At 72.0% G+C, this 22,423-nt stretch carries 22 protein-coding genes; 7 read left to right on the top strand and 15 right to left on the bottom strand.

What is annotated here, in order from left to right:
• Positions 1-10: 10 nt before the first annotated feature.
• The 9 genes from EUA98_RS04450 to EUA98_RS04410 are packed head-to-tail and all read right to left on the bottom strand — an operon-like array spanning position 11 to position 8,524.
• The gene (locus EUA98_RS04450) at positions 11-721 is read right to left on the bottom strand and encodes a response regulator transcription factor (protein WP_130101465.1); all 711 of its coding nucleotides are present in this window, start codon (positions 719-721) and stop codon (positions 11-13) included.
• Positions 718-1,995 carry a sensor histidine kinase gene (locus EUA98_RS04445; RefSeq protein WP_130101464.1) on the bottom strand — a complete coding sequence of 426 codons (1,278 nt, stop codon included), beginning with the start codon at positions 1,993-1,995 and terminating at the stop codon, positions 718-720. Before EUA98_RS04445 ends, EUA98_RS04450 begins: the two co-directional genes overlap by 4 nt.
• A complete protein-coding gene (locus EUA98_RS04440; RefSeq protein ID WP_130101463.1) occupies positions 1,992-2,882 on the bottom strand; it encodes a type II secretion system F family protein in 891 nt (296 codons plus the stop codon). The genes EUA98_RS04445 and EUA98_RS04440 overlap by 4 nt, the downstream gene beginning before the upstream one ends.
• Positions 2,879-3,802, bottom strand: a complete 924-nt coding sequence (locus EUA98_RS04435) for a type II secretion system F family protein (RefSeq protein ID WP_130101462.1) — start codon at positions 3,800-3,802, stop codon at positions 2,879-2,881. Before EUA98_RS04435 ends, EUA98_RS04440 begins: the two co-directional genes overlap by 4 nt.
• Positions 3,799-5,100, bottom strand: a complete 1,302-nt coding sequence (locus tag EUA98_RS04430) for a TadA family conjugal transfer-associated ATPase (RefSeq protein ID WP_130101461.1) — start codon at positions 5,098-5,100, stop codon at positions 3,799-3,801. Before EUA98_RS04430 ends, EUA98_RS04435 begins: the two co-directional genes overlap by 4 nt.
• A 7-nt stretch (positions 5,101-5,107) precedes the next feature.
• Positions 5,108-5,464: a TadE/TadG family type IV pilus assembly protein gene (locus EUA98_RS04425; RefSeq protein ID WP_130101460.1), complete on the bottom strand. Its 357-nt coding sequence runs from the start codon at positions 5,462-5,464 to the stop codon at positions 5,108-5,110.
• On the bottom strand, positions 5,461-7,011 hold the full coding sequence (locus EUA98_RS04420) for a response regulator (protein WP_130101459.1): 1,551 nt from the start codon (positions 7,009-7,011) through the stop codon (positions 5,461-5,463). The genes EUA98_RS04425 and EUA98_RS04420 overlap by 4 nt, the downstream gene beginning before the upstream one ends.
• Positions 7,008-7,694, bottom strand: a complete 687-nt coding sequence (gene cpaB / locus EUA98_RS04415; protein ID WP_207218969.1) for a Flp pilus assembly protein CpaB — start codon at positions 7,692-7,694, stop codon at positions 7,008-7,010. The genes EUA98_RS04420 and cpaB overlap by 4 nt, the downstream gene beginning before the upstream one ends.
• A 20-nt stretch (positions 7,695-7,714) precedes the next feature.
• Positions 7,715-8,524, bottom strand: a complete 810-nt coding sequence (locus tag EUA98_RS04410; protein ID WP_130101457.1) for a hypothetical protein — start codon at positions 8,522-8,524, stop codon at positions 7,715-7,717.
• A 189-nt stretch (positions 8,525-8,713) separates the two neighbouring features.
• Here EUA98_RS04410 and EUA98_RS04405 point away from each other — a divergent pair, with 189 nt between their 5' ends.
• Positions 8,714-9,112, top strand: coding sequence for a DUF192 domain-containing protein (locus EUA98_RS04405; protein ID WP_130101456.1), 399 nt, complete (start codon positions 8,714-8,716; stop codon positions 9,110-9,112).
• Here the strand turns inward: EUA98_RS04405 and pcrA are convergent.
• Positions 9,088-11,670: a DNA helicase PcrA gene (gene pcrA, locus EUA98_RS04400; RefSeq protein WP_207218968.1), complete on the bottom strand. Its 2,583-nt coding sequence runs from the start codon at positions 11,668-11,670 to the stop codon at positions 9,088-9,090. The two genes, EUA98_RS04405 and pcrA, sit on opposite strands and share 25 nt — an antisense overlap.
• A gap of 263 nt (positions 11,671-11,933) precedes the next feature.
• Here pcrA and EUA98_RS04395 point away from each other — a divergent pair, with 263 nt between their 5' ends.
• A complete protein-coding gene (locus EUA98_RS04395; RefSeq protein ID WP_130101455.1) occupies positions 11,934-12,503 on the top strand; it encodes a hypothetical protein in 570 nt (189 codons plus the stop codon).
• Between the two features lie 74 nt (positions 12,504-12,577).
• On the opposite strand, the gene EUA98_RS04390 is transcribed toward EUA98_RS04395, so the two are convergent.
• Positions 12,578-13,138, bottom strand: coding sequence for a hypothetical protein (locus EUA98_RS04390; protein WP_130101454.1), 561 nt, complete (start codon positions 13,136-13,138; stop codon positions 12,578-12,580).
• A 429-nt stretch (positions 13,139-13,567) separates the two neighbouring features.
• Here EUA98_RS04390 and EUA98_RS20185 point away from each other — a divergent pair, with 429 nt between their 5' ends.
• Positions 13,568-15,067, top strand: a complete 1,500-nt coding sequence (locus EUA98_RS20185; RefSeq protein WP_165372715.1) for an HNH endonuclease signature motif containing protein — start codon at positions 13,568-13,570, stop codon at positions 15,065-15,067.
• A gap of 188 nt (positions 15,068-15,255) precedes the next feature.
• On the opposite strand, the gene EUA98_RS04380 is transcribed toward EUA98_RS20185, so the two are convergent.
• The 4 genes from EUA98_RS04380 to EUA98_RS04365 all read right to left on the bottom strand — a co-directional run bounded on the left by EUA98_RS04380 (position 15,256) and on the right by EUA98_RS04365 (position 17,456).
• Positions 15,256-15,840 carry an OmpA family protein gene (locus tag EUA98_RS04380; protein WP_130101452.1) on the bottom strand — a complete coding sequence of 195 codons (585 nt, stop codon included), beginning with the start codon at positions 15,838-15,840 and terminating at the stop codon, positions 15,256-15,258.
• Positions 15,837-16,451: a hypothetical protein gene (locus EUA98_RS04375; RefSeq protein WP_130101451.1), complete on the bottom strand. Its 615-nt coding sequence runs from the start codon at positions 16,449-16,451 to the stop codon at positions 15,837-15,839. The genes EUA98_RS04380 and EUA98_RS04375 overlap by 4 nt, the downstream gene beginning before the upstream one ends.
• Before the next feature lie 80 nt (positions 16,452-16,531).
• Positions 16,532-17,014, bottom strand: a complete 483-nt coding sequence (locus tag EUA98_RS04370) for a DUF456 domain-containing protein (RefSeq protein WP_130101450.1) — start codon at positions 17,012-17,014, stop codon at positions 16,532-16,534.
• Between the two features lie 94 nt (positions 17,015-17,108).
• A complete protein-coding gene (locus EUA98_RS04365) occupies positions 17,109-17,456 on the bottom strand; it encodes a hypothetical protein (RefSeq protein ID WP_130101449.1) in 348 nt (115 codons plus the stop codon).
• Between the two features lie 350 nt (positions 17,457-17,806).
• Here EUA98_RS04365 and EUA98_RS04360 point away from each other — a divergent pair, with 350 nt between their 5' ends.
• Genes EUA98_RS04360 through EUA98_RS04345 form a run of 4 tightly spaced genes read left to right on the top strand, consistent with a single transcriptional unit; the run spans position 17,807 to position 22,423 of the window.
• Positions 17,807-19,501: a nitrite/sulfite reductase gene (locus tag EUA98_RS04360; RefSeq protein ID WP_130101448.1), complete on the top strand. Its 1,695-nt coding sequence runs from the start codon at positions 17,807-17,809 to the stop codon at positions 19,499-19,501.
• Positions 19,498-20,199 (top strand): phosphoadenylyl-sulfate reductase, encoded by a 702-nt coding sequence (locus EUA98_RS04355; RefSeq protein ID WP_207218967.1) that lies wholly within the window; start codon positions 19,498-19,500, stop codon positions 20,197-20,199. The genes EUA98_RS04360 and EUA98_RS04355 overlap by 4 nt, the downstream gene beginning before the upstream one ends.
• Complete coding sequence (gene cysD / locus EUA98_RS04350) at positions 20,196-21,116, top strand: sulfate adenylyltransferase subunit CysD (RefSeq protein WP_242511268.1); 921 nt, start codon at positions 20,196-20,198, stop codon at positions 21,114-21,116. The genes EUA98_RS04355 and cysD overlap by 4 nt, the downstream gene beginning before the upstream one ends.
• The gene (locus tag EUA98_RS04345) at positions 21,116-22,423 is read left to right on the top strand and encodes a sulfate adenylyltransferase subunit 1 (RefSeq protein ID WP_130101446.1); all 1,308 of its coding nucleotides are present in this window, start codon (positions 21,116-21,118) and stop codon (positions 22,421-22,423) included. The genes cysD and EUA98_RS04345 overlap by 1 nt, the downstream gene beginning before the upstream one ends.

Below are 22,423 nucleotides of genomic sequence, written 5' to 3'. Positions count from 1 at the left end.
GACACCCAACCTACGAAGGTCCGGGCACCCGCCCCAGGGCCCGGGAGCCCGCCGGGGGGCCCAAGTTCCGTGGGCCCGGGCCCAGCGGATCGGCCGACGACGGGGCGCTCCCGACCCAGAGCGCCATGGCCTGGGCGCGCGAGGAGACCCCGAGCTTGGCGTAGATGTTGTTCACGTGGTTCTTGACCGTCTTGGGTGAGAGGAACTCCTGCACGGCGATCTCGCCGTTGGAGATCCCGGTCGCGACGGCGTCCATGATCTGCTGCTCCCGCGTGCTCAGTCGCGCACGCACCTGGACATCGACGTGCGCGACGACGGGCCCCTGGGCGAACATCGCACTCGCGGCCTGGGGTCCGAGCACCATGCCACCGGCCACGCAGGTCCGGATCGCGGCGGCGATCTCCGCGATCGTCAGCGTGCCGTGCACGAGGTAGCCCCTCGCCCCGCCCGCCAGGGCCGCCCGGATCGTCTCGGGCTCGTCCGAGTGCGTCATCATCAGCACCGGCGCGATCTCGGTCAGCTCGGCCAGGACGTCCAGGCCGCTGCGGCGGGGCATGCGGACGTCGAGTAGGACCACGTCCGGGCGCTCGGCACGGGCGACCTCGAGCGCCTGGACGCCGTCGGCCGCCAGCAGCGTGACCGACACGTCCGGCACCTGATCGAGCACGGCCTGCAGCCCGAGCCGTACCACCGCGTTGTCGTCTGCCACCAGGATCTTCATCGTGCGAGCCTCGGCAGCTCGACGAGCACGCTCGTGCCGGCACCCGGACCGCTCGCGAACCGGACCCGGCCGCCGAGGTCGCCGACCCGCTCCGTCATCCCCACGAGCCCGAAGTGCCCGCCCGTGTGGAGCGCGTCCACGTCGATCCCGCCGTCGGCGGCGAGCTCCATCCCGCGTCCGTCGTCCACGACGCTCAGCTGCACGTCGTCCCCCAGGTGGAGCTCGACCCGCACGGTTGTCGCCTTCGCGTGCTGCTGGACGTTGTCGAGCGCCTCGTCGAGGAGTCGGACGACCGCCCAAGAGACCTCCGCGTCGACCGCTCCGCCGGGGGTCACCACGCCGTCCGACCCCACCGCGCCGTCCGACCCCACCACGCCGTCGGGCACCACCGCGCCGTCCGACCCCACCGCGCCGTCGACCACCTCGAGCGAGGCGCCGATCCCGGTCGCGTCGGACCAGCGCTGGATCGACGCACGGACCGCGTCCGTGAGCGACCCGTGGGTCAGGACGCGCAGCCCCTTGAGGAGAGAGCGCGTGTCGCGGTTGGCCTCGCGGCAGGCGACCTCGATGAACCGGGCGGTGGGCTCGCGCGGCGAGCCGTCCTGCCGCAGCTGCTCCGCCAGCGCCGTCGTCAGCAGGCCGATGCCGTGCACGGTCTTGGCCAGCGAGTCGTGCATCTCGCGCGCGAGATGAGCACGTTCCTGCGTCGCGGCCTCGAAGGACCTCGTCCGCGTGAGCTCGCGCGAGATCGCCACCTGGTGCCGCAGGATCTCGCCCAGCCGCTCGCCACCCCAGCCGAGGCCGAGGATCGCCGCGGCGCCGGTGAAGGTCGCGGTGGCGCTCTGCCACGCGATCGGTTCACCCCCGAGCACCAGGAGCAGGACCTGCCAGGTGGCGAGCGCCGCGCTGACCGGCGCAGCCCAGCGCCGACCCCGCACCACCCCGAACAGGGCCGCGGTGGCGCACGCGTAGATCGCGCCGATCTCGGGGATCCCGAAGGTGACGACCAGGAAGCCCATGACGACCAGGGTCATCAGGACGTCGCACCAGAGCAGGATCCGGCTCCGGGCGAACATGGCTCCTCTGCGGTCCCACGAGCGCAGCGGGACGAAGCTGAAGGGCAGTGCCAGCACGATGAACAGGACCGCGCCGCCGGCGTCGTCCATCGCGGCCGTGAGGGCGGCGACGCAGAGGGTGGCGAGCCGCGCGTCGCACAGCAGCCGAACGACTCCCGCGACCGCTCCGGTCTCCGCGTCCTCGCCCTCGGCACTCATCCGAACACGTTCTGGAACACCTCGCGGTTGGCCAGGATGAGGCCGGCGATCATGAGGATGATCGCCCCGGGCAGCATGGTGGTCGTCACGACGAGCGCGACCTTCGGCGCAGCCTTGGCCGCCTGCCGGCGGACCTCCTGGGCGCGTTCGCGGCGCACCTCTGCCGCGATGTCCCGCAGCGCCTGCGCGAGCGGGACACCCAGCTCCTCGGCCTGCAGGAGCGCGGTGACGAACGTCCCCACCGACTCCGAACGGGTTCGATCCCGGACGCCGATGAAGGCCTCCCGGCGAGTCACGCCGATCGACATCTCCCGCAGCGCGGTCTGCATCTCCTGGGCCAACGGACCGTCGTGGAACTCGCAGACGCGCTCCACCGACTGCCGGAACGACAGGCCGGCGGTGACGGTCACTCCGAGCACGTCCAGGAAGTCGGGCAGCTCCCGGTCGATCTGCGCGATGCGCGACTTCCCGACGAGGTGGAGCCACAGGTCCATCCACACCACGAACGCCACCAGGAGCAGGATGCCGAGCAACGGCTGGCGGACGATCGCGAAGAGCGCAGCAGCGACCACGCCGATCACGACGAAGCCGGCCTGGCGTTGTACGTAGCTGTTGACCGTGAGGCCCTCCGGACGTCCGGCGCGGCGCAGGCGGACATCGAGGTTGCCGAGCCGGCCCGTCCCGTACAGCGTCAGGAACAACCGCTGGAACCGCGAACCGACGCCGTCGATGAACGCACCGGACACGCCGGCGCGCTTGGTGCCGTCGCCCGAGTCGGCACCGACCTCGGGGAGCAGCTCGAGCCCTGTCGTCCGCAGCAGGCGCAGACCCACGGCGCCGAGCACGACGAGAAGCGCCGCCGACAGGGAGATGAGGAGGGTGATCACACGTCCACCTTCGTGAACTTGCCCATGAGCCAGAAGCCCGCGGTGAAGAAGATCCCTGCCGCCGCGAGCGCGACCTGCCCGATCGGGTTGGTGACCATCTCGTCCAGGGCACCGGGCGAGATGAGGTTGAGGAGCAGCACGGAGGACAGTGCGATCCCGATGACCGTGTATCCGCCGAAGACGACCCCCATGACGGCCGTGCGGACCTCGCGGCGCAGCTCGCGGCGCTCGTCGAGAGTCGCAGCGATCCCGCTCAGCGCGCTGCCGAGCGCACCACCCGCACGACTCTGGATGACGAGCGTCTGCACGAGCACGAGCAGCTCCCGGGACGGCAGCCGCTCCTGCATCTCACGCATCGCCTTCTCGAGCGTCTGCCCGACGGCGAGCTGGCCCACGACCTGCTCGATCTCACCGCTGGCCGGTTCCTCCATCTCCCGCGCCGCCAGCTCAAGACCTCGGCGAACCGCCAGGCCCGCCGCCGCGGAGTTCGCGAGGATGCGGGCGAGCTCGGGAAGCTGGCCGATGAAGTGCTCGATCCGCTTCGTGCGCCGGTACTCGAGCCATTTCTTGAGCCCGACCACGACCAGCACCAGCACCACGGCGGAGCCGATCTTGCCGACGAAGCCGTAGACCAGCGCGACGGAACCGGCGCCGAGCGCCCCGGCCCGCACCAGGAAGCCGAGCGGCCCCCAGCTCAGTCCGGCACCCGCGAGGAGCGCACCGAGGCGACGACCCCACGTCGTCCGCCGTACCCACCCGTCGAGCCACCCGCGCACCACGACGCCGCGGCGTTCGGTGTTCGAGCCCCCGGCGAACGCGAGCTCGCGCTCACGACTCATGTTCCCCGCGAGGGTGGCGACCGCCACCACGGCGAGCACGAGGGTCACCAGGAGAACGGCGGTGATCAGCCCGAGGCTCACCGCGTCACGGCCCCGAACGCGGCCGGAACCGCCTCGCCCGCCCGGAGCAGCCGCGCGCGGAGGTCGTCCGGCAGCGGCTGGTGCACGAACCGACCGGTGACCGTCCGTTCCAGGACGAGGTCGTCCTGGACGAACCGCGACACCTGTTCCACGCGGTAGTCCTCGCGCCGGTGCGAGACCAGCGCCTGCACCTCCGCGACGCGACGGACGCCGTCGGCCCCGCGGTCGAGGTGGATGACGAGGTCGAGGGCGCTGTTGATCTGGTCGCGGATGGTGTCGATCGGCAGCTCGAGCTCGCTCATCGAGGCGAGCGTCTCCAACCGGCCGAGCGCGTCCGTCGCACTGTTGGCGTGGACCGTGGTGAGCGACCCCTCGTGGCCGGTGTTCATGGCCTGGAGCATGTCGAGGGTCTCCCCGCCGCGGACCTCCCCGACGATGATCCGGTCGGGACGCATCCGCAGGCTGTTGCGGACGAGGTCGCGGATGGCGACCAGACCGACCCCCTCGACGTTCGCCGGCCGCGACTCGAGCCGGACGACGTGCTCCTGCTGCAGCGAGAGCTCGGCCGCGTCCTCGATGGTGACGATGCGCTCGTCGTCCGGGATGAGCCCGGACAGCGCGTTGAGGAAGGTCGTCTTTCCCGAACCGGTACCGCCGGTGACGAGGATGTTCAGCTTCGCCCGGACGCAGGCCCCGAGGAGCAGCGCGAGGTGGTCGTCGAGGGTTCCCTTCCCGATGAGGTCCGCCAACCGGAACGGCGTCGGGAAGCGCCGGATGGTCAGGGTCGGCCCGTCGAGGGCGAGCGGCGGGATGATGACGTTGACGCGCTCGCCCGTCGGCAGCCGGGCGTCGACCATCGGGCTCGACTCGTCGACGCGACGGTTGACCGTCGAGACGATGCGGTCGATGGTCTGGTACAGGTGCTCCATCGAGGAGAACGTGGTGGGGACGCGCTCGAGGCGGCCGCCGCGCTCGACGAAGACGTCGTTCGGGCCGTTGACCATGATCTCGGTGACGGTCTCGTCCGCCAGCAGGGGTTCGAGCACCCCGAGCCCGAGGGAGTCGTCGACGATCCGCTGGATGAGCTGAGAGCGCTCCCGGCTGGACATGACGGGACCCTCGATCGACAGCAGGCTGCCGAGGATGCGCTCGAGGCGTGCTCGGCGCTGCGCCGGAGCAAGCCGCGCGAGCTCGTCGAGGTCGATCTCCTCGAGCAGGCGGTCCCGGTACCGGGTGATCAGGTCGTCAGGCTCCGAGGGGGTCCGGTCGGCACGGTTGACGCGGTCGCGCAGGGCCATCAGTCGCTCACCCTCTCGGGAACTCTGCGGTGCGGGTGACGGTCACGTCCCGCACGGTGATGCCGGGGATGCCGATCGGGATCCGGACCTCGACGGCGACGCACTCACCCGAGCACGCGTAGCGGTCGAGGTTCTCGAGCGTCACCCAGGACGGGATCTGGTCGTCGACCGCCACGCTCACGTCTCGACCGAGACTGGCCGCACGCGCACCGTCACGGGCCGCCTGCTGCGCCGAGGTGACGGCCGCGGCCGCGAGGAACCCCTGCACCAGCAGGAGCGTGACCAGGGTGAGCACCGGGACGAACCCGATGAGCTCGACCGCCATCGAGCCGCGGTCGGACCGGCGGGCGAACCGGAGCCTCATCGGGGTTCCCACAGGATCGGCGCGGTCGAACCGGCCTCCGGGATCATGCTGGGGACGATCGAGGGGGTCCGGATCGTGACCCGGACGGTGTCCGGACCGTTGCGGTCGAGCGCCCATCCCGAATCCCACCCGGTCGGGATGGCGTCCTGCACCGCGTCGCGGACGCCGTTGTCGTCCAGCCCGATCGCGTACCCGCGAGCGGCCTCGTCGGCAGCGTTCGACGCCACGATGTGCGAGACGCCGAACAGCAGGAGCTGGATCGCCAACAGCGTCAGGACCAGCACGATGCCGATGATGATGGGCGTCTCGACGACGATCTGGCCGGCTTCCCGGTCGGCGAGCCGCCGTCGGCCCCGGCGCTGCTTCGGGTCGAGCTCCTGCGGCGCGATCCGGATGACCGGCGCGGCGACCGGAGGGAGCACCGCGAGCGCGAGCCCCTCGACCGCGCGGTCGAGCACGCTGATGCGCGCCTCGAGCACGGTCGCGGTGTTCATCACGTCTTCGAGCGCGGACCCGACCTCCGGGAGGACCGCGGTCACCGGCACCCCGGTGAGCTTGGGCGCCAGCGCCGGCTGGACCTCGGAGGACCGCGTGGCGCGGTTGATGACGAGATCGACCGCGGCCGGGTCCCGGACCTCGAGGCGCTGCCACAGGCCGATCATCCGGCGGGCCGCGCGCAGCGCGGGGACGTCCGGCGTCGCCACGAGCACCGCCCGGTCGGCGAGCTCGAGGGCGATCGAGGTGGCGTCGTCGAGCCGGCTGCCGCAGTCCACCACGACGAGGTCGTACTGGTAGCGCAGGGCCGCGATGATCAGCCGAGCCGCGCGGGCGGTCACGTCCTCGCCGAGCTCACCATCGGAGGGCGCGGGCAGCAGCCGCAGGCCGTGGCCGATGTCGTAGGTGGTCTCACCGATCGCGCGGCCGCTGAGCTCGTCCGCGACCTCCACGAGGTCGACGATGTTGCGGCGGACCTGGATGCCGGAGTACGCAGCCAGGTCACCGGTCTGCAGATCGAGGTCGACCAGGCAGACGGAACGGTCCGCGGCCCGGCTGCGCGCCAGCAGGAGAGCGATCAGGGTCGTGCCGACGCCCCCCTTCGCTCCGGCGACGGCGATCACCTGGCCGGCCTCGCCGGCGGGAATCACGTCCGAGGCGACGTGCCGACGAGCGGAGCGCGACCACGCGGCCGCGCTCTCGATCCGGGACCCGACCTCTTCGAGCGACGGCGGCGCAGCCACGATCGACCGAGCGCCCGCGTCCATGGCTGCGGAGAGCATCTCGGACGTCGGGTGCGAGGCCATCAGGACGATGGCGCTGAGGGGACGCGCCAGGCCGACCTCGCGGGCCACGTCGAGCCCGTTGCGGTCGCCGAGCATCTCGTCGACGAGGACGACATCGACGGAGCCGACCCGGTCGAGCGCCGAGACGATCTCGGCGCCGTCCTCGACGATCTCGACCAGCTCGATGCCCTCGGCCTCGGCGAGCACGGCACGGACCTGCTCACGGATGGTCGGCCGCGAGGTGACGACAAGGACGCGAGTACTCATGAGCTGCTCCCGGCGACCGGTTGGAACAAGGAATCGGAGTCGGTGAGAGCGCCCTCGTCACCGCGACCACGCAGTGCGAGCCGGAGCTTCTCGGAGAAGGTCTCGGCGTAGGCGAGGCGCAGCGCGTCCTCGACCGGCAGGGCGAAGGTCACCGGGACGCCCTGCTGCTGCGAGAAGTTGCCGGACGAGTCGGTGTCCTCGCTCGAGCGCGGGATCCCAACCTCGAGCACGAGCGCGTTGGCGACCCACACCTCGGCCCGGTCGGCCGAGGTCTCCGTGCCCGCCGTCGTGGCGAGGATGTCGACCCGGTCCCCGGACCGGACCTTGCCGGCGACGCCGGTCTCGGCGTTCACCAGGATCGCGACCTCGCGGTAGCCCGCCTGGAGCCCCGGCGGGTCGATGAGCATGCCCTGCTGGAGGGTGGTTCCCGGCGCGAAGACGGAGGCAGACACCTTGCCGACCACCTCGTCGGCGGACAGGATCGCGGTCTCGGAGATCCATCGCTCCGGCACGGAGACCTCCTCGATCATGTCGGGGGTGATCGCCTGGAGCTCTTGGACGTCGGTCGTCAGCTGGAGGACCATCGCGGTCGGGCCGACCTGCGAACGCACGTCGCTGACCACAGACAGGACCGCGACGAAGACGACGAGCGCCCCGATCGCGGTGGCAATGATCAACAGCACACCGCGACGTTGACGGGGGTTCACGCGTAGGTCTCCTCAGAGTGGGACGGCTCGAACACCACGGTCGGGATGGGGGTACCTCGGGTCGATGCCGCCACGACGATGCCGCAGAACCGGCACTGGGCGCCGGTGACGGCACGGGCGCACGACGGGCAGCCGCGGGGTTGCGACGCCGCAAGGGCACGTTGGACGGTGTCCACGATCGGCGACCGCATGACGGTCACCTCGACCCACTGCTTCGCCTGCCACGGTGCCGAGCGCGGCGGTCCCGCCAGCTCGACCCGGGCGTTGGGGAGGGGGGCGATCTCCGGCCCTTCGGGGCGGGACCACTGCGACGCCAGCACCGCGAACTCGCCCGTGGGCAGGAGAAGCTCCGGGATCCGGGTGCGCACGATCTCGCCGGCGTCGACGTCCACCGCGAAGAACTGGCCGGGGAACCAGCTCGCCACGTGGTCGGTCAGGCGGGGGTTCGGGTCGCTCAGGCGGGTGACCGAGGAGACGAGCGCCTGGGTGCTGCACTCGGCGTCGACGGCCGCCAGCACGACGTCGGCGCAGCCGTACGCATCGGGCCACAGCAGGTCGAGCCCGAGCCGCACCGCGTGGCGGCGGGTGGGGGATCCACTGACCTCGACGAGCGCGACATCGCTTCGGCGCAGCGTGCTCAGGGCGATCCGCGCCGCATGGGCGGTCTGAGCACCACCGGCGATGAGGAGGACGTCCCCGGACGGGACGCTTGCCAGCGCGTCGACGACGTCGTCCACCGTGAGAGAAGGGGTGTGGCGAGTGTCACCGACCCCTGCGCGCCACGCATCGAGCCCGAGAACCGTCATGTGAGTCTCCCCCTGAGCCTCAAGCTTCAGCACGCGGGCGATTGCCGACGGTGAGGCGAGTACGGCAGACCTTACATGGGTCGCCGCGGAGGACCGCTCGCCACCCGCGGACGGGTGAATGACGAGGTCAGCGGCATCTACGCTGGCCTGCAGATCATCGCGATCCGTTGACGCTCGGCGAGGAGATCGATGTCTTCCCTGTCCCCCACGTGGTCCACGCCGTCGGCGCCCTTCTGGCTGCTGGTCGACGGCGACCGGACGGCGTCCGCGTGGCGTGCGACCGCCGCTGCCGAACGGCGCACCGGGCTGCTCGGGACCGATCCGCTCCCGGGCGCCCTGTGGATCGAGCGCTGCTCGAGCGTGCACACCTTCGGGATGCGGTACGCGCTCGACCTGGCGTTCCTGGATCGCGCCGGTCGGGTGCTCGCCGTGACCACGATGGCGACGTCCCGCCTCGGGCTCCCCCGGCTGCGGGCCCGGTCCGTGCTCGAGGTGCCGGCCGGCCTGCTGAGCCAGTGGCGGATCGTGCCGGGCGCGCGGCTCTCGCTCGTCGCCCGCCCGGATCAGAGCTTGGTGACCGGCGAGTAGCGCAGCAGCAACCGCTTGGTCCCGTCGCTGCCGAAGTCGATCTTCGCGACGCAGTTCGGTCCGGCGCCTTCGACCGCGACGACGGTCCCGAGGCCGTAGGAGTCGTGCGTGACCTTGTCACCGATCGCCAGGCTGGGCACGTCTCCGGCCGGGCGGGGCGTCGCGGAACCGAACTTCGGGCCGTCGGGCGACGGCGGCACGGGACGCTTCTTGGGCGCGGACCCGCCGTAGCCCGAGCCGTACCCGGCGCCCGCGCGCAGCACCGCCATGCTCGACTCGCGCCGGCGCCAGTCGACCAGCTCCTCGGGCAGGTCGTCGAGGAACCGGCTCGCGGGGAACTCGTTCGGCATCCCCCAGGATGTGCGGACCGCGGCGCGCGAGACGTACAACCGCTCCCGGGCGCGGGTGAGCCCCACGTAGGCGAGCCGGCGCTCCTCCGCGAGCTGGGCGTCGTCGGCCAGGGAACGGATGTGCGGGAAGGTGCCGTCCTCGAGCCCGGTGAGGAACACCACCGGGAACTCGAGGCCCTTGGCGGTGTGCAGGGTCATGAGGGTGACCACACCCTGGTCCACCTTCGGGGTGCCGTCGCCGTCGTCCGCGCTCGGGATCTGGTCGGAGTCGGCCACCAGGGACACCCGCTCGAGGAAGTCCGCGAGGTCACCCTCGGGTTCGCTCGCCTCGAACTCGGTCGCCACGGCGTGCAGCTCGGAGAGGTTCTCCACGCGCGCGGCGTCCTGCGGGTCGTCGCTCGCACGCAGCTCGGCGAGGTAGCCGGTGCGGTCGAGCACGGAGCCGAGCACCTCGGCCGGGCCGGCGCCCGTGGCGGCGAGGTCGCGCAGGTCGCTCATCATCGTGGCGAACGCCCGGAGGCCGGTGATCGCGCGCGTGGCCAGTCCCGGAACTTCCTCGACGCGTTCCAGCGCGGCCCCGAACGACATCCGCTCGCGCTCGGCGAACGCCTGCACCATCGCCTCGGAGCGGTCACCCAGCCCGCGCTTGGGCACGTTGAGGATGCGGCGCAGGTTGACGTCGTCGTCGGGGTTGGCGATCGCCCGCAGGTACGCGACGGCGTCCTTCACCTCGCGCCGCTCGTAGAACCGCGTCCCGCCGACCACCTTGTACGGCAGCCCGACCCGGATCAGCACCTCCTCGAGCGCGCGCGACTGCGCGTTGGCGCGGTAGAACACGGCCACGTCGCCGGGCCGTACGCCGTCGGAGTCGCCCAGGCGGTCGATCTCCTCCGCGACGAACCGCGCCTCCTCGTGCTCGTTGTCCGCGACGTAGCCGACGATCGCCGGACCCGCGCCCGAGTCGGTCCACAGCCGCTTGCGCTTGCGGCCGGTGTTGCGCGAGATGACCGCGTTGGCGGCCGAGAGGATGTTCTGGGTGGACCGGTAGTTCTGCTCGAGCAGGATCGTGCGCGCGTTCGGGTAGTCGGCCTCGAACTCAACGATGTTGCGGATCGTCGCGCCCCGGAACGCATAGATGGACTGGTCGGCGTCACCCACGACGGTCAGCTCCCCGGGCGGGAACTGGGCCGCGGAGTCGGCTCCCCCGCCGTCGGGCACCCCGCCGGGCCGCGCCGCGATGCCCGCGAGCTCGCGGACCAGCATGTACTGCGCGTGGTTCGTGTCCTGGTACTCGTCGACGAGCACGTGCCGGAACCGCCGGCGGTAGTGCTCCGCCACGGCCGGGAACGCCTGCAGCAGGTGGACGGTCGTCATGATGAGGTCGTCGAAGTCGAGCGCGTGCGCCTGCTGCAGCCGCGCCTGGTAGCGGGCGTAGGCCTGCGCGAGCACCGAGTCGAACTCGCCGGCCCCCTCCGCCTCGGTCCCCGCTCCGCGCGCGAACGTCTCCGGGTCGACCAGCTCGTCCTTGAGCGCCGAGATCTTCGAGATCAGCACCTTCGGCGGGTACTTCTTCGGGTCCAGGTCGAGCTCGCGCGCGACCATGGTCATCAGCTTGAGCGAGTCCGCGGAGTCGTAGATGGAAAAGCTCGATCGCAGCCCGAGCGTCTTGTGCTCCTTGCGCAGGATGCGCACGCAGGCGGAGTGGAACGTCGAGACCCACATCGACCGCGCGGGCGGCCCGACCAGCACCTCGACCCGCTCGCGCATCTCTGCGGCGGCCTTGTTGGTGAACGTGATCGCGAGGATCTCCCCCGCCCGCGCGCGTCGCGTCGCGAGCAGGTAGGCGATCCGGTGGGTCAGCACGCGCGTCTTGCCCGACCCGGCACCGGCCACGATCAGCAGCGGCCCACCGGCGTGCAGCACGGCCTCGCGCTGCTGCGGGTTCAGCCCGACCAGCAGGCTCTCGGGATCGCGTACCGACGGCATCGGAGCCTCGGACCCGCTCGGCAGCTCGCCGTCGGACCCGCCCGGCATGCCCGACGGCGCCCGGCGTCCGCGAGCGGGCGCCTCACCGCCGCCGTCGACCGGGAGAGCGTCATCGGGGACGACCGCGGTCGCAGCGGCCCGCGAGGACCGGGCGGCCGCCGAGGCGCTGAGCTCGCTGCGGCTGAGCCCGGGCAGGGGGAGGTTCGCGAAGAGTGAGTCCATGGCCCTGCCAGCCTAGGCTCGACCGCCGACACCCGAGGACGACGACGCCGTCGTCGGCGCGACTCGATGCTGGGCCCGGGCGGTCGTGCACGGTCGACCGACCGCGGACGACCCGGTGGACGCGAAGGTATTACCTAAAGCGCGAACGCACTGCACGCAACGATCGGGCGGCTGCCCCGGAAGGACACCATGACGGACCGTCCCGGCTCCCCCGCCCCTGCACGACCCCGACGCGCCTCGACCCTGACGCTGATCGGCCGCACGTGAGGTCGCCCGCCCGGAACCTCCGCACCGCGGTGCGCACGTCGGGCTACCTGGCCATTGCGGGGGTCGTGCTCTTCGCCGGGATCGGGGTCACCCACCTCGTCTCGGCCGCGGGGCCGGTGAAGGTCGACTCGACGTCGTACCAGGCAGGGGCCCCGATCCGGGTCTCGACGTCGAAGGCCAACATCTTCTGGGGCCAGGGCACGAGCCTCGACGTGAGCACCGTGGTGTGCACGTCGCGCAACCTCGACGGCAACTACCCGGCGGTGCTGCCGGCGGGGACGCCGCAGGGCAGCGAGAGCCTGGCGGCGATCACCGACCCCGAGCTCGGCGAGCTGGTCTACCTGGCGTCGAGCGCCGAGCCGCGCTTTCGCAACGACCTGGTGACGTGCGAGGGGCCGGGGCTCGAGACGGTCCGGCTCTCCCAGGACCTGCAGACGCCGCTGGAGCGCGGTGCGGCGATCGGCTTCCTCGTGGCCGCGGGGGTGGCGGCGCTGTGGGGGTTCGTCACCCTCCGGATCACCCGCCCACGTGCCGTAGGCGGATCGCCCGACCGCGTGGCCGCCTGAGGTCAGCAGGCCGGCAGCGGTCACGGGACAGCCGTCACCGGGCCAGTCACGAGGTAGCCGTCACGGAGCAGCAGTTACGGGGTGACCGCGGCGGCGTCGACCACGCGGATGCTCGCCTCGATGCCATCCACCAGCTCCGCCGGGAGGGTCTTCCCGGTGAGCTGCAGGGCGACGGTGATGCCGGTGTCCGGGTCGGCTGCGGCCCAGAAGATGCCTTCGTACTCGGCGCCATCGGTGCCGGTGTAGGTGTAGTTGTTGCGGGCGATCCCCACGGTGTCGGTCGGTTCCGGATCGGTCGACTTCTGTGAGGCGTAGCCGTCGACGCCGCCGATCTGCGCGCCCGCCATGAACGTCGAGACGCCCAGCTCCGCGCCGGCGGTCCCGAACTCGGGGCTCACGATCAGCACGTACTGCGCGGCAGCCAGCTCGGCATCCGCCCAGCCGGCCGGCCATTTCGCCGTCGTGCCCTCGACGGACTGCCACTCGGCCGGCACGGCGACCGACAACGCGCCGATCTCCTGGCGCGCAGAGCCGTCCGGGATCGGCGCCTCGGCTGCCGTGCACCCACCGGTCGCGAGCGCTGCGGTGAGGCCGACGGCGAGAGCGACAACGGTCCTGCGAGCTCGAGCCTGCATCCTGCGCATGATCCGGTGTGCTCCGAGCTCGGTGAGGTGTGGGGTGCCGTCGGGTGTGGGGTGCCGTCGGGTGCAGTGTGGCTCATCGGGCCGCGCCCCCGGCAGCGCGCCGGGCGTGTGGGTGGCGAGTTCTAGCGTGGATCGATGGGGACAATCACCGCATTCCAGGCAGCCGAGACCTCGACCACCGCCACGGGGGGCGAGGCGCGCGACCCCCATCTGATCCTCGGGTCCCCACCTGCCGCACCCGACCCGCTCGCACGATCCCCTCTCGCCTCCGTACCCCCGCTGGCCCCCGTACCTCCGTCAACCTCCGAACCCCCGTCTACCTCCGCACCCCCACCGACCTCCGAACCCCCGCCCGCCTCCGTACCCCCACTGGCCCCCGTACCTCCGGACCGACTCAGCACTCCTGAGCTCGAAGCCGCGTTGACGACCCTCGCCGGCCACATCAACGCAGCGACCTGCCGGTTCCTCGTTCTGCTCGGGGAGTTCGACGCCCGCGAGGGATGGGCCGTCGACGGTGTCCTGTCGTGCGCACACTGGCTCACCTGGCGGTGCTCGTTGGGTACCGGCACCGCCCGTGAACACGTGCGCGTCGCCCGCGCGCTGCGCGACCTGCCCCAGACCCGGGCGGCCTTCACGGCAGGGCGGCTGAGCTTCTCCAAGGTGCGTGCCCTCACCCGACTCGCCACCCCGGAGCGCGAGCGCGAGCTCGTCGAGCTCGCGCTCGTCACCCCCGCCGGCCCGTTGGAGCGCTACCTCCGCGGCCTGGGCGGCGCGCTGGACGCCGAGGACGAGTCCCGTCGCCACGCGAGCCGCAAGGTCACCTGGCGCTGGGACGACGACGGCTCCCTCGTCCTGACCGCGCGACTGTCGCCCGACGACGGCGCCATCGTCGTCGAGGCTCTCGAGTCCACCCGCGACCGGCTCATCGCCGAGGCGTCCGATGCACGCCCGCTCGAGGAGCTACCCGATCCCGAGCTCGGCCCCTTCCAGGACCCTCAGGACGTTCCCGCGGGAACGCTCGCCCAGCGGTCCCTCGCCGACGCCCTGGTCACGATCTGCGCCGAAGCGAGCGAGCCGTCGTCGGACACCCCTGGCCACGTCCCCGGCCGCGTCCCCGGTCAGGTCCCCAACCCGACCCGGCGCCCCGAGCTCGTCGTTCACGTCACCCTGGCCGATCTGACGGACCCTGCGGCCGCTCCGGCCGCTCCGGCCTCGGCACCAGCACCAGCACCAGCACCAGCACCAGCACCAGCACCAGCACCAGCACCGATCATGTCCACCACGCAGCCGGGCCTGCCGTCAACCGCCCCGCGGAGCCGCCAGGCGCCGGGCCCCCGGATCGAGGGCGGCCCGGGGCTGCTGAGGGAGACCGCGCGCCGGCTCGCGTGCGACGCACGGATCGTGATCAGCGCCGACGGCCCCACCGGCGCCACGCTCGACGTCGGGCGCGCCCAGCGTTTCCCCTCCGCGGCCCTGACCCGGGCCCTGTGGCAACGTGACGGCTGCTGCCAGTACCCCGGGTGCGCCCGCCGCCGCAACCTGCATGCGCATCACCTGCGGCACTGGGCCGACGGCGGTCCGACCAGTGCGGAGAACCTCGTCCTCCTCTGCGGCACCCACCACCGGGCCGTCCACGAAGGCAGGTACGGGGTCGAGCGCACAGCCGACGGCGAGATCCGCTTCACGTCCCCCCACGGCGCGACCATCAGCCCGGCACCGCCCATGGTCGGCACGGTCGACGGCGCCCGCACGGCCCACGGCGCCGACATCGACCCGTGGACCGCCACCCCCGAATGGTTCGGCGACCGGCTCGACCTGTCGCTCGCGGTCGAGACCACCCTGGGCGCATGGGCGACGCCCTCGGGCGGCCGACAGCTCCGGCGTCCCCCGTTCCTGTGGGGCGAGGCCGCGGCGAGCTGACCGCGAGATCTGACGTTCCCGCGGGAACGTCGGGCCCGATGCCCCAGCGTCAGCGTCAGCGTCAGGATCACTCCTACCTCCCGCCTCCCGCCTTCGTCCGACTGACCTCGTCGGCCCACCGAACCCCGCGCGCTGACCTCGTACCGACATTCCCGGACGTTCCCGCGGGAACGTCGGTACGACGCGGCTCAGCTCGCGAACCGGATCTCCACCCGACGGTTCTTGGCGCGACCCGCCGGGTCGACCTCGCCACCGGCCGACTCGCTCGCGATCAGGTCGCTCTCACCCCGGCCGCTCACGGTGAGGGACAGGTCGGGCCGGGCCACCGCCATGGCCTGGGCGACCGCGTTCGCGCGCTGCTCCGACAGGACCTGGTTGCTGGCGTCGTCCGAGACGGAGTCGGTGTGACCGACCACGGACACCGCGGCCCCCTGGGGCACCGTCGCGACGATCGCCCCGAGCGTGTCCCCCGCCCCCGGCGGCAGCTCGAACGCGCTCGTGTCGAACAGGATGTCCGAGGCGAGCGTGATCACGGTCTCGGCACCGTCGGTCCGGGTGTCATCGATGGTCGAGACCAGCCCGTCGAGCGAGAAGACCCGCGCCGGTTCCAGGGAGAGCACGCGGACCGATGCGGCGAGCTCGCTCGTCGTGGGCACCGGGACGTCCTCGGGCTCTCCGCCACCCGAGGCCCACGCCGGGCTCGCGACGAGCGCCATCGTGCAGGCGAGGGCAGCGCCCGCGGTGGCAGCGCCGATTCGCCGTCGGCCGCTCATCGGGTGATCGGGACGTCGCGGATCTCGGGCCACGAGGAGTCGAGCTGCAGATCGATCGTCTCGATGTCGTCCTCCGGCGCCGCGAACACGAACCAGGCGAGCGCCGACCCGCCGTTCATCACCTCGGCATGCATGTCCGTCTTGAGCCCGACGCCGGTCTGATCGCCGACGATCGAGTACTGCTTGAGGTTCGTGCGATCCAGCAGGACGGGCCGGAAGGTGTCGTTGAACGCCTCGAGGAAGGTCACCGTCTCGGAGGTGGGCTGCGAGTCGAAGGTCGGGCTGACCACGAGCCGCAGCGTCATCGTCTTGCCCTCGACCACGAGCGACTCCACGCCGACCGTCGTGATGTCCTCGGGGTTCTTGACCAGCGGGTAGTCGTGCTCGATCAGCACCTTCTCGGGGTCGTAGTCGTCGACATAGGCGTCCGAGTCGGCCTTCTCGGCAGAGCCCGCACCGTCTCCAGTCGCTTCCCCGTCGCTCGCGGCGGTCTGGCTCGCGGCGGCCGGGTCGGGCCTGTCCGATGCCCCGCAGCCGGTCAGCAGGGCGGCGACGGCCACGACTCCGGTGACTCCGACGAGGGCTCTCTTGGTCAGGTCGTTCAGCTGCATGGTGGTGCCTTCCCCTGCGTGCGTGCGAGGCCGCGATCGTGCGGCCGGTCGTGCTGGACTCCCGCGCGTGTGAGCCTGGGTCAGGTGAGCAGCACCACCAGCAGCCAGGCACCCACGGCGATCAGGGCACCGGCGAGCTCGACCAGGATCGTGATGCCGGTGGCGCGCAGCGCGGCGACCGTGGAGGTCCAGGCCGCGGACTGGCTGCGCAGGCGGGCGAGCTCGGCGAGGTAGACGGCCAGGATGAAACCGACCGGCAGCCCGACGACGGGGATCACGAAGAAGCCCACGACGCCGGCCAGCCCGCCCCACACCAGCGTGGAGCTCGGCACCCCGGCCCCGCGCAGGTGATGGCTGGCGATGACGTACTTGGCCACGCCGGCCACGGCGGTCGCGACGACGGCGACGGCCAGCACGGCCCAGCCCCAGCCGGTCCCGGTCACCACCGCCCAGACCGCGATCGCGCCGAGAATGAGCAGCCCGCCGGGGAGCACCTGGACGACGACGCCGAACAGACCGACGAGCAGGACGAGCCCGACGACCAGTTCGCCGCCCGCGCTCACGAGAGCGCCGTCGGGCCGTGCGCCGGAACGCGCCTACGGCTCAGGACCGTCGAGCCCAGGACCGTCGAGCCCAGGACCGTCAGACCCAGCGCCCTCATGACCAGAGAACGGCGACCGACACGTTGATCACCACGAGCCCGGCGATGGCCCCGACCAGGCCCCGGGTCACCCGCTCCGGCCGGTTGACGCCGAACAGCACGAGCCCGGTCGCGACGAACGCGACGAACAGCTTGACCGCGATCTTGGCGTTGTCGAAGCTCTCGTCCACGACGCCGGACGAGGCCAGCCCGACCATGGCGATCCCGGTGACCAGCGCGGTCAGGACCCCGTGCAAGACCCCGGGAGCGATGCGCGGGGTCCGCAGGTTGGTCAGCGTGCCACCGAGGACGATGGCCCAGCCGAGCAGGTGCAGGACGACGAGGAGTTCGAAGACGAGTTTCACGCTGCACAATCTAGGCCAGTTGGTCAGCTCGCGCGGAACCCCCCAATCACGCGCGAACCTCGACGTCACAGGCCTAACGTCCCAAGGGGCGGTCACTTGTGGCCGGTAGATGAGATTGGCACCTAACCTGATCACGTGCGAAGCCGACTGAGCGCCCCGAGCGCCCCCACCACGAGTGCCCACGGGCACCGTGCGTGTTGTTGTCGCTGACCCCTCGATCCACCCCCGCCTGACTCCCGCCTGACGCGGGTCCGGCCGGCCCCCAGCGGCTGCGCCACGGACCAACCTGCCCCGCACACCCTTTCGTGTCCCGGGCTTTCGCGCGCACCCTCCCACGAGCCGAGGCCCCGATGACTGCCCCCCGCACGACCACCACCGCCCGGCCCAACGGCCAATGGGCGGTCGACGGCAAGACCCCGCTCAACGGCAACGAGGCGATGAAGGCCGCCGACAACGGGCTCAACGTCCGCGAGCGCATCGAGAACGTCTACGCCGCGCAGGGCTTCGACTCGATCGCCGACGACGACCTGCACGGCCGGTTCCGCTGGTGGGGCCTGTACACGCAGCGCAAGCCCGGGATCGACGGCGGCCGGACCGCCACCCTCGAGCCGCACGAGCTCGAGGACCGCTACTTCATGCTCCGGGTGCGGGTCGACGGCGGCGCGCTCACCACCGAGCAGCTGCGCACCATCGGCGCGATCTCGACCGAGTTCGCCCGCGACACCGCCGACATCACCGACCGGCACAACATCCAGCTGCACTGGATCGGGGTCGAGGACGTGCCGGAGATCTGGCGCCGGCTCGAGGCCGTCGGCCTGAGCACCACCGAGGCCTGCGGCGACGTGCCGCGCGTGATCCTGGGCAGCCCGGTCGCCGGGATCGCCGCCGACGAGATCATCGACCCGTCGTGGGCGATCGGGGAGATCGTCAAGCGGTACATCGGCGACCCGGAGCTCGCGAACCTGCCGCGCAAGTTCAAGACCGCCATCACCGGCCACCCGAGCCAGGACGTCGTGCACGAGATCAATGACGTCGGCTTCGTCGGACTGGTGCACCCCGAGCTCGGGGTCGGTTTCGACCTGTGGGTCGGCGGCGGCCTCAGCGTGAGCCCACGCCTCGGCGAACGCCTGGGTGCGTTCGTCTCCGAGGAGCGCGTGCCGGACGTGTGGCTCGCGGTCACCTCGCTGTTCCGCGACTACGGCTTCCGCCGGCTGCGCACGAAGGCCCGGATGAAGTTCCTGCTCGCCGAGTGGGGTGCGGCCAAGCTGCGCCAGGTGCTGCAGGACGAGTACCTCGGCTACGCGTTGCCCGACGGGCCGCCCGCGCCGCAGCCGACGCGGTCCGGCGACCAGGTCGGCGTGCACGAGCAGAAGGACGGCCGGTTCTACATCGGCGCCGCGCCGTACGTCGGCCGGGTCTCCGGCACGATCCTCACCGCGGTCGCCGACCTCGCCGAGGGAGCCGGGTCGCACCGCATCCGGCTCACCCCGCACCAGAAGCTGCTCGTGCTCGACGTGCCGGCCGAGCAGGTCGACGCGGTCGTCACCGGCCTGCGCGCGAACAACCTCGAGGCCGAGCCGAGCATCTTCCGCCGGTCCACCATCGCGTGCACCGGCATCGAGTTCTGCAAGCTCGCGATCGTCGAGACCAAGGCGACCGCGACCCGGACCATCGGCTCGCTCGAGGAGCGCCTCGGCGACCTCGGCGCGCTGACGCCGATCAGCCTGAACATCAACGGCTGCCCCAACTCCTGCGCCCGGATCCAGACCGCGGACATCGGCCTCAAGGGCCAGCTCGTGATGGACGACGACGGCGCCCAGGTGCCCGGCTACCAGGTGCACCTCGGCGGCGGCCTGGCCTCCGCCGACCGCGAGGAGGCCGGGCTCGGCCGCACGGTCCGCGGCCTCAAGGTCACCGCCGACGGCGTCCCCGAGTACGTCGAGCGGGTCGTGCGCCGCTACGTCGCCGACCGGGTCGAGACGCCGGCCGGACCCGAGACGTTCGCCGTCTGGGCGCACCGCGCCGACGAGGAGGCCCTGCAGTGAGCGCCCGCCGGAGCGTGCAGGAGCTGCGCGCCGTCGTCGACGAGGCCGCACCACGGCTCGCCGAGGCGAGCGCGACCGAGGTCGCGCAGTGGGCGGCGGCCGAGTTCGGCGGCTCGCTGGCCGTTGCGTGCTCGATGGCCGACGCCGTCCTGCCGCACCTCGTCTCGCTCGCGGCGCCCGGGGTGGACGTGCTGTTCCTCGAGACCGGGTACCACTTTCCCGAGACCGTGGCCACGCGGCACCGCGTGGAGAAGCTGCTGCCGATCCACGTCGTGGACGTGCTGCCGGCCTTGACCGTCGCCGAGCAGGACGAGCGGTACGGCGCCGAGCTGTTCGCCCGCGACCCAGCGGCCTGCTGCCGGATGCGCAAGATGGAGCCCCTCACGGCCCAGCTGGCCGGGTACGAGGCCTGGGTCACGGGCGTGCGCCGCGACGAGGCCCCCAGCCGCGCCGGCACCCCGATCGTGACCTGGGACGACGCGCACGGGCTGGTCAAGATCAACCCGCTGGCCGCGTGGACCTTCGACGACCTGCTCGCGTACGCGACGGAGCACAACGTGACCCTCAACCCGCTGCTCACCGACGGGTACCCCTCGATCGGCTGCCAGCCGTGCACCAACCGGGTCGCCCCCGGTGACGATCCCCGATCCGGCCGTTGGGCCGGACTGGCCAAGACCGAATGCGGGATCCACCCATGAGCCTGGCCGTACCCGTACCCGTACGCCGCCTGACCCAGCTTCAAGCCCTGGAGAGCGAGGCGATCCACATCTTCCGGGAGGTGGGCGCCGAGTTCGAGCGACCCGTGCTGCTGTTCAGCGGCGGCAAGGACTCCGTCGTGATGCTGCACCTCGCGGTCAAGGCGTTCTGGCCGGGGCCGGTGCCGTTCCCGGTGCTGCACGTCGACACCGGGCACAACTTCCCCGAGGTGCTCGCCTACCGCGACGCCGAGGTCGCCCGGCTCGGGCTACGGCTCGAGGTCGCCCGCGTGCAGGACTACCTGGACGACGGCCGGCTTCGGGCGCGCGCCGACGGCACCCGCAACCCGTTGCAGACCCTCCCGCTGCTCGACGCGATCGCGGAGCACAGCTTCGACGCCGTGTTCGGCGGCGGGCGGCGCGACGAGGAGAAGGCGCGCGCCAAGGAGCGCATCTACTCCCTGCGCGACGAGTTCGGCCAGTGGGACCCGCGCAACCAGCGGCCCGAGCTGTGGAACCTCTACAACGGCCGGCACGACGTCGGCGAGCACGTGCGGGTGTTCCCGCTGAGCAACTGGACCGAGCTCGACATCTGGCGGTACATCGCCGCCGAGCAGATCGCCCTGCCCGGGCTGTACTACGCGCACGACCGCGAGGTCTTCCAGCGCGACGGCATGTGGCTCGGGGTCGGACCGCACTCGCTGCCCCGCAAGGGCGAACCGGTCGTCACCCGTCGGGTGCGCTATCGCACGGTCGGCGACATGTCGTGCACCGGTGCCGTCGAGAGCGACGCAGCCGGGGTGGACGACGTCGTCGTCGAGGTCGCCGCGAGCCGCATCACCGAGCGCGGCGCGACCCGGGCCGACGACCGCATGAGCGAGGCCGCCATGGAAGACCGCAAGAAGGAGGGGTACTTCTGATGAGCACCTTGTTGAGGTTGGCCACCGCCGGCTCCGTCGACGACGGCAAGTCCACGCTCGTCGGGCGGCTCCTGTACGACTCCAAGTCCGTGCTCGCCGACCAGCTGGACGCCGTCGAGCGGGTCAGCCGCGACCGCGGGCTGGTCGCGACCGACCTCGCACTGCTCACCGACGGGCTGCGGGCCGAACGCGAGCAGGGCATCACGATCGACGTCGCCTACCGCTACTTCGCCACGGCGAACCGCTCGTTCATCCTCGCCGACTGCCCCGGGCACGTGCAGTACACGCGCAACACGGTCACCGGCGCGAGCACGGCCGACGTCGTCGTGCTGCTCATCGACGCCCGCAAGGGCCTGCTCGAGCAGACCCGCCGGCACCTCGCGGTGGCCTCGCTGCTGCGGGTGCCGCACGTGATCGTGGCGGTGAACAAGATCGACCTGGTCGGCTTCGACGGCGACGTCTACGCCGCGCACGCTGCGGCTGTGACCGCGGCCGCCACCGATCTCGGCCTGGCCGACGTCAGGACCATCCCGGTGTCGGCGCTCGACGGCGACAACGTCGTGGACCGCTCGACCCGCACGCCCTGGTACGACGGCCCGAGCCTGCTCGAGCTGCTCGAGGAGATCCCCGCGGCCCTCGATGTCGCGGACGAGGCGTTCCGGCTTCCCGTCCAGCTCGTGCTCCGCCCGCAGGGCGCGGCACGCGACGTCCGCCACCGGGACTACCGCGGCTACGCCGGGCAGATCGCGTCCGGTGTCGTCCGCGTCGGCGATGCCGTCGTCGCACTCCCCTCGGGGCGCACCAGCACCGTGGTGGGCATCGACACGGCCGACGGCGAGCTCGCCGAGGCGTTCGCGCCGCAGTCGGTGGCGCTCCGCCTCGCCGACGATCTCGACATCGCCCGCGGCGACCTGCTCGCCGCGGTCGTGGACGCACCGGTCCCCACCCGGGACCTCGAGGCCACGATCGCGTGGCTGTCCGACCGGGTGCTGCTGCCCGGCACGCGCGTGCTCGTCAAGCACACGACCCGCACCGTCCAGGCCGTCGTGCGCGACATCGTCGGGCGCCTGGACCTGGACACGGCCGAGATCACCCCGGCCGACCAGCTGGGCCTGAACGACATCGGGCAGGTGCGGCTGCGGCTCGCGTCGCCGGTCGCCGCCGAGGAGTACGTGATCTCGCGCCGGACCGGCGCCTTCCTGCTCATCGACGCGCACGACGGCGGGACGCTCGCCGCCGGGATGGTCGGCGAACCGCTGGCGGAGGCGCGCTGTCCGCAGCGCCGTCCCGCCCAGTACGCCATCTGA

It is taken from the genome of Pengzhenrongella frigida (assembly GCF_004168625.1).
Classification (GTDB): Bacteria; Actinomycetota; Actinomycetes; order Actinomycetales; family Cellulomonadaceae; genus Pengzhenrongella; species Pengzhenrongella frigida.
The sequence above is the reverse complement of the archived record's forward strand: the minus strand, read 5'-3'. Positions and strand labels throughout refer to the sequence as shown.

Bases quoted from the DNA above. Each gene is read 5' to 3' on its own strand.
- cysD (WP_242511268.1), top strand. From the start codon at position 20,196: ATGAGCCTGGCCGTACCCGTACCCGTACGCCGCCTGACCCAGCTTCAA.
- EUA98_RS04450 (WP_130101465.1), bottom strand. From the start codon at position 721: ATGAAGATCCTGGTGGCAGACGACAACGCGGTGGTACGGCTCGGGCTG.
- EUA98_RS04420 (WP_130101459.1), bottom strand. From the start codon at position 7,011: ATGAGTACTCGCGTCCTTGTCGTCACCTCGCGGCCGACCATCCGTGAG.
- EUA98_RS04380 (WP_130101452.1), bottom strand. From the start codon at position 15,840: ATGAGCGGCCGACGGCGAATCGGCGCTGCCACCGCGGGCGCTGCCCTC.
- EUA98_RS04360 (WP_130101448.1), top strand. From the start codon at position 17,807: ATGACTGCCCCCCGCACGACCACCACCGCCCGGCCCAACGGCCAATGG.
- EUA98_RS04405 (WP_130101456.1), top strand. From the start codon at position 8,714: ATGTCTTCCCTGTCCCCCACGTGGTCCACGCCGTCGGCGCCCTTCTGG.
- EUA98_RS04375 (WP_130101451.1), bottom strand. From the start codon at position 16,451: ATGCAGCTGAACGACCTGACCAAGAGAGCCCTCGTCGGAGTCACCGGA.
- pcrA (WP_207218968.1), bottom strand. From the start codon at position 11,670: ATGGACTCACTCTTCGCGAACCTCCCCCTGCCCGGGCTCAGCCGCAGC.
- EUA98_RS04445 (WP_130101464.1), bottom strand. From the start codon at position 1,995: ATGAGTGCCGAGGGCGAGGACGCGGAGACCGGAGCGGTCGCGGGAGTC.
- EUA98_RS04425 (WP_130101460.1), bottom strand. From the start codon at position 5,464: ATGAGGCTCCGGTTCGCCCGCCGGTCCGACCGCGGCTCGATGGCGGTC.
- EUA98_RS04345 (WP_130101446.1), top strand. From the start codon at position 21,116: ATGAGCACCTTGTTGAGGTTGGCCACCGCCGGCTCCGTCGACGACGGC.
- EUA98_RS04410 (WP_130101457.1), bottom strand. From the start codon at position 8,524: ATGACGGTTCTCGGGCTCGATGCGTGGCGCGCAGGGGTCGGTGACACT.
- EUA98_RS04430 (WP_130101461.1), bottom strand. From the start codon at position 5,100: ATGGCCCTGCGCGACCGCGTCAACCGTGCCGACCGGACCCCCTCGGAG.
- EUA98_RS04390 (WP_130101454.1), bottom strand. From the start codon at position 13,138: ATGCAGGCTCGAGCTCGCAGGACCGTTGTCGCTCTCGCCGTCGGCCTC.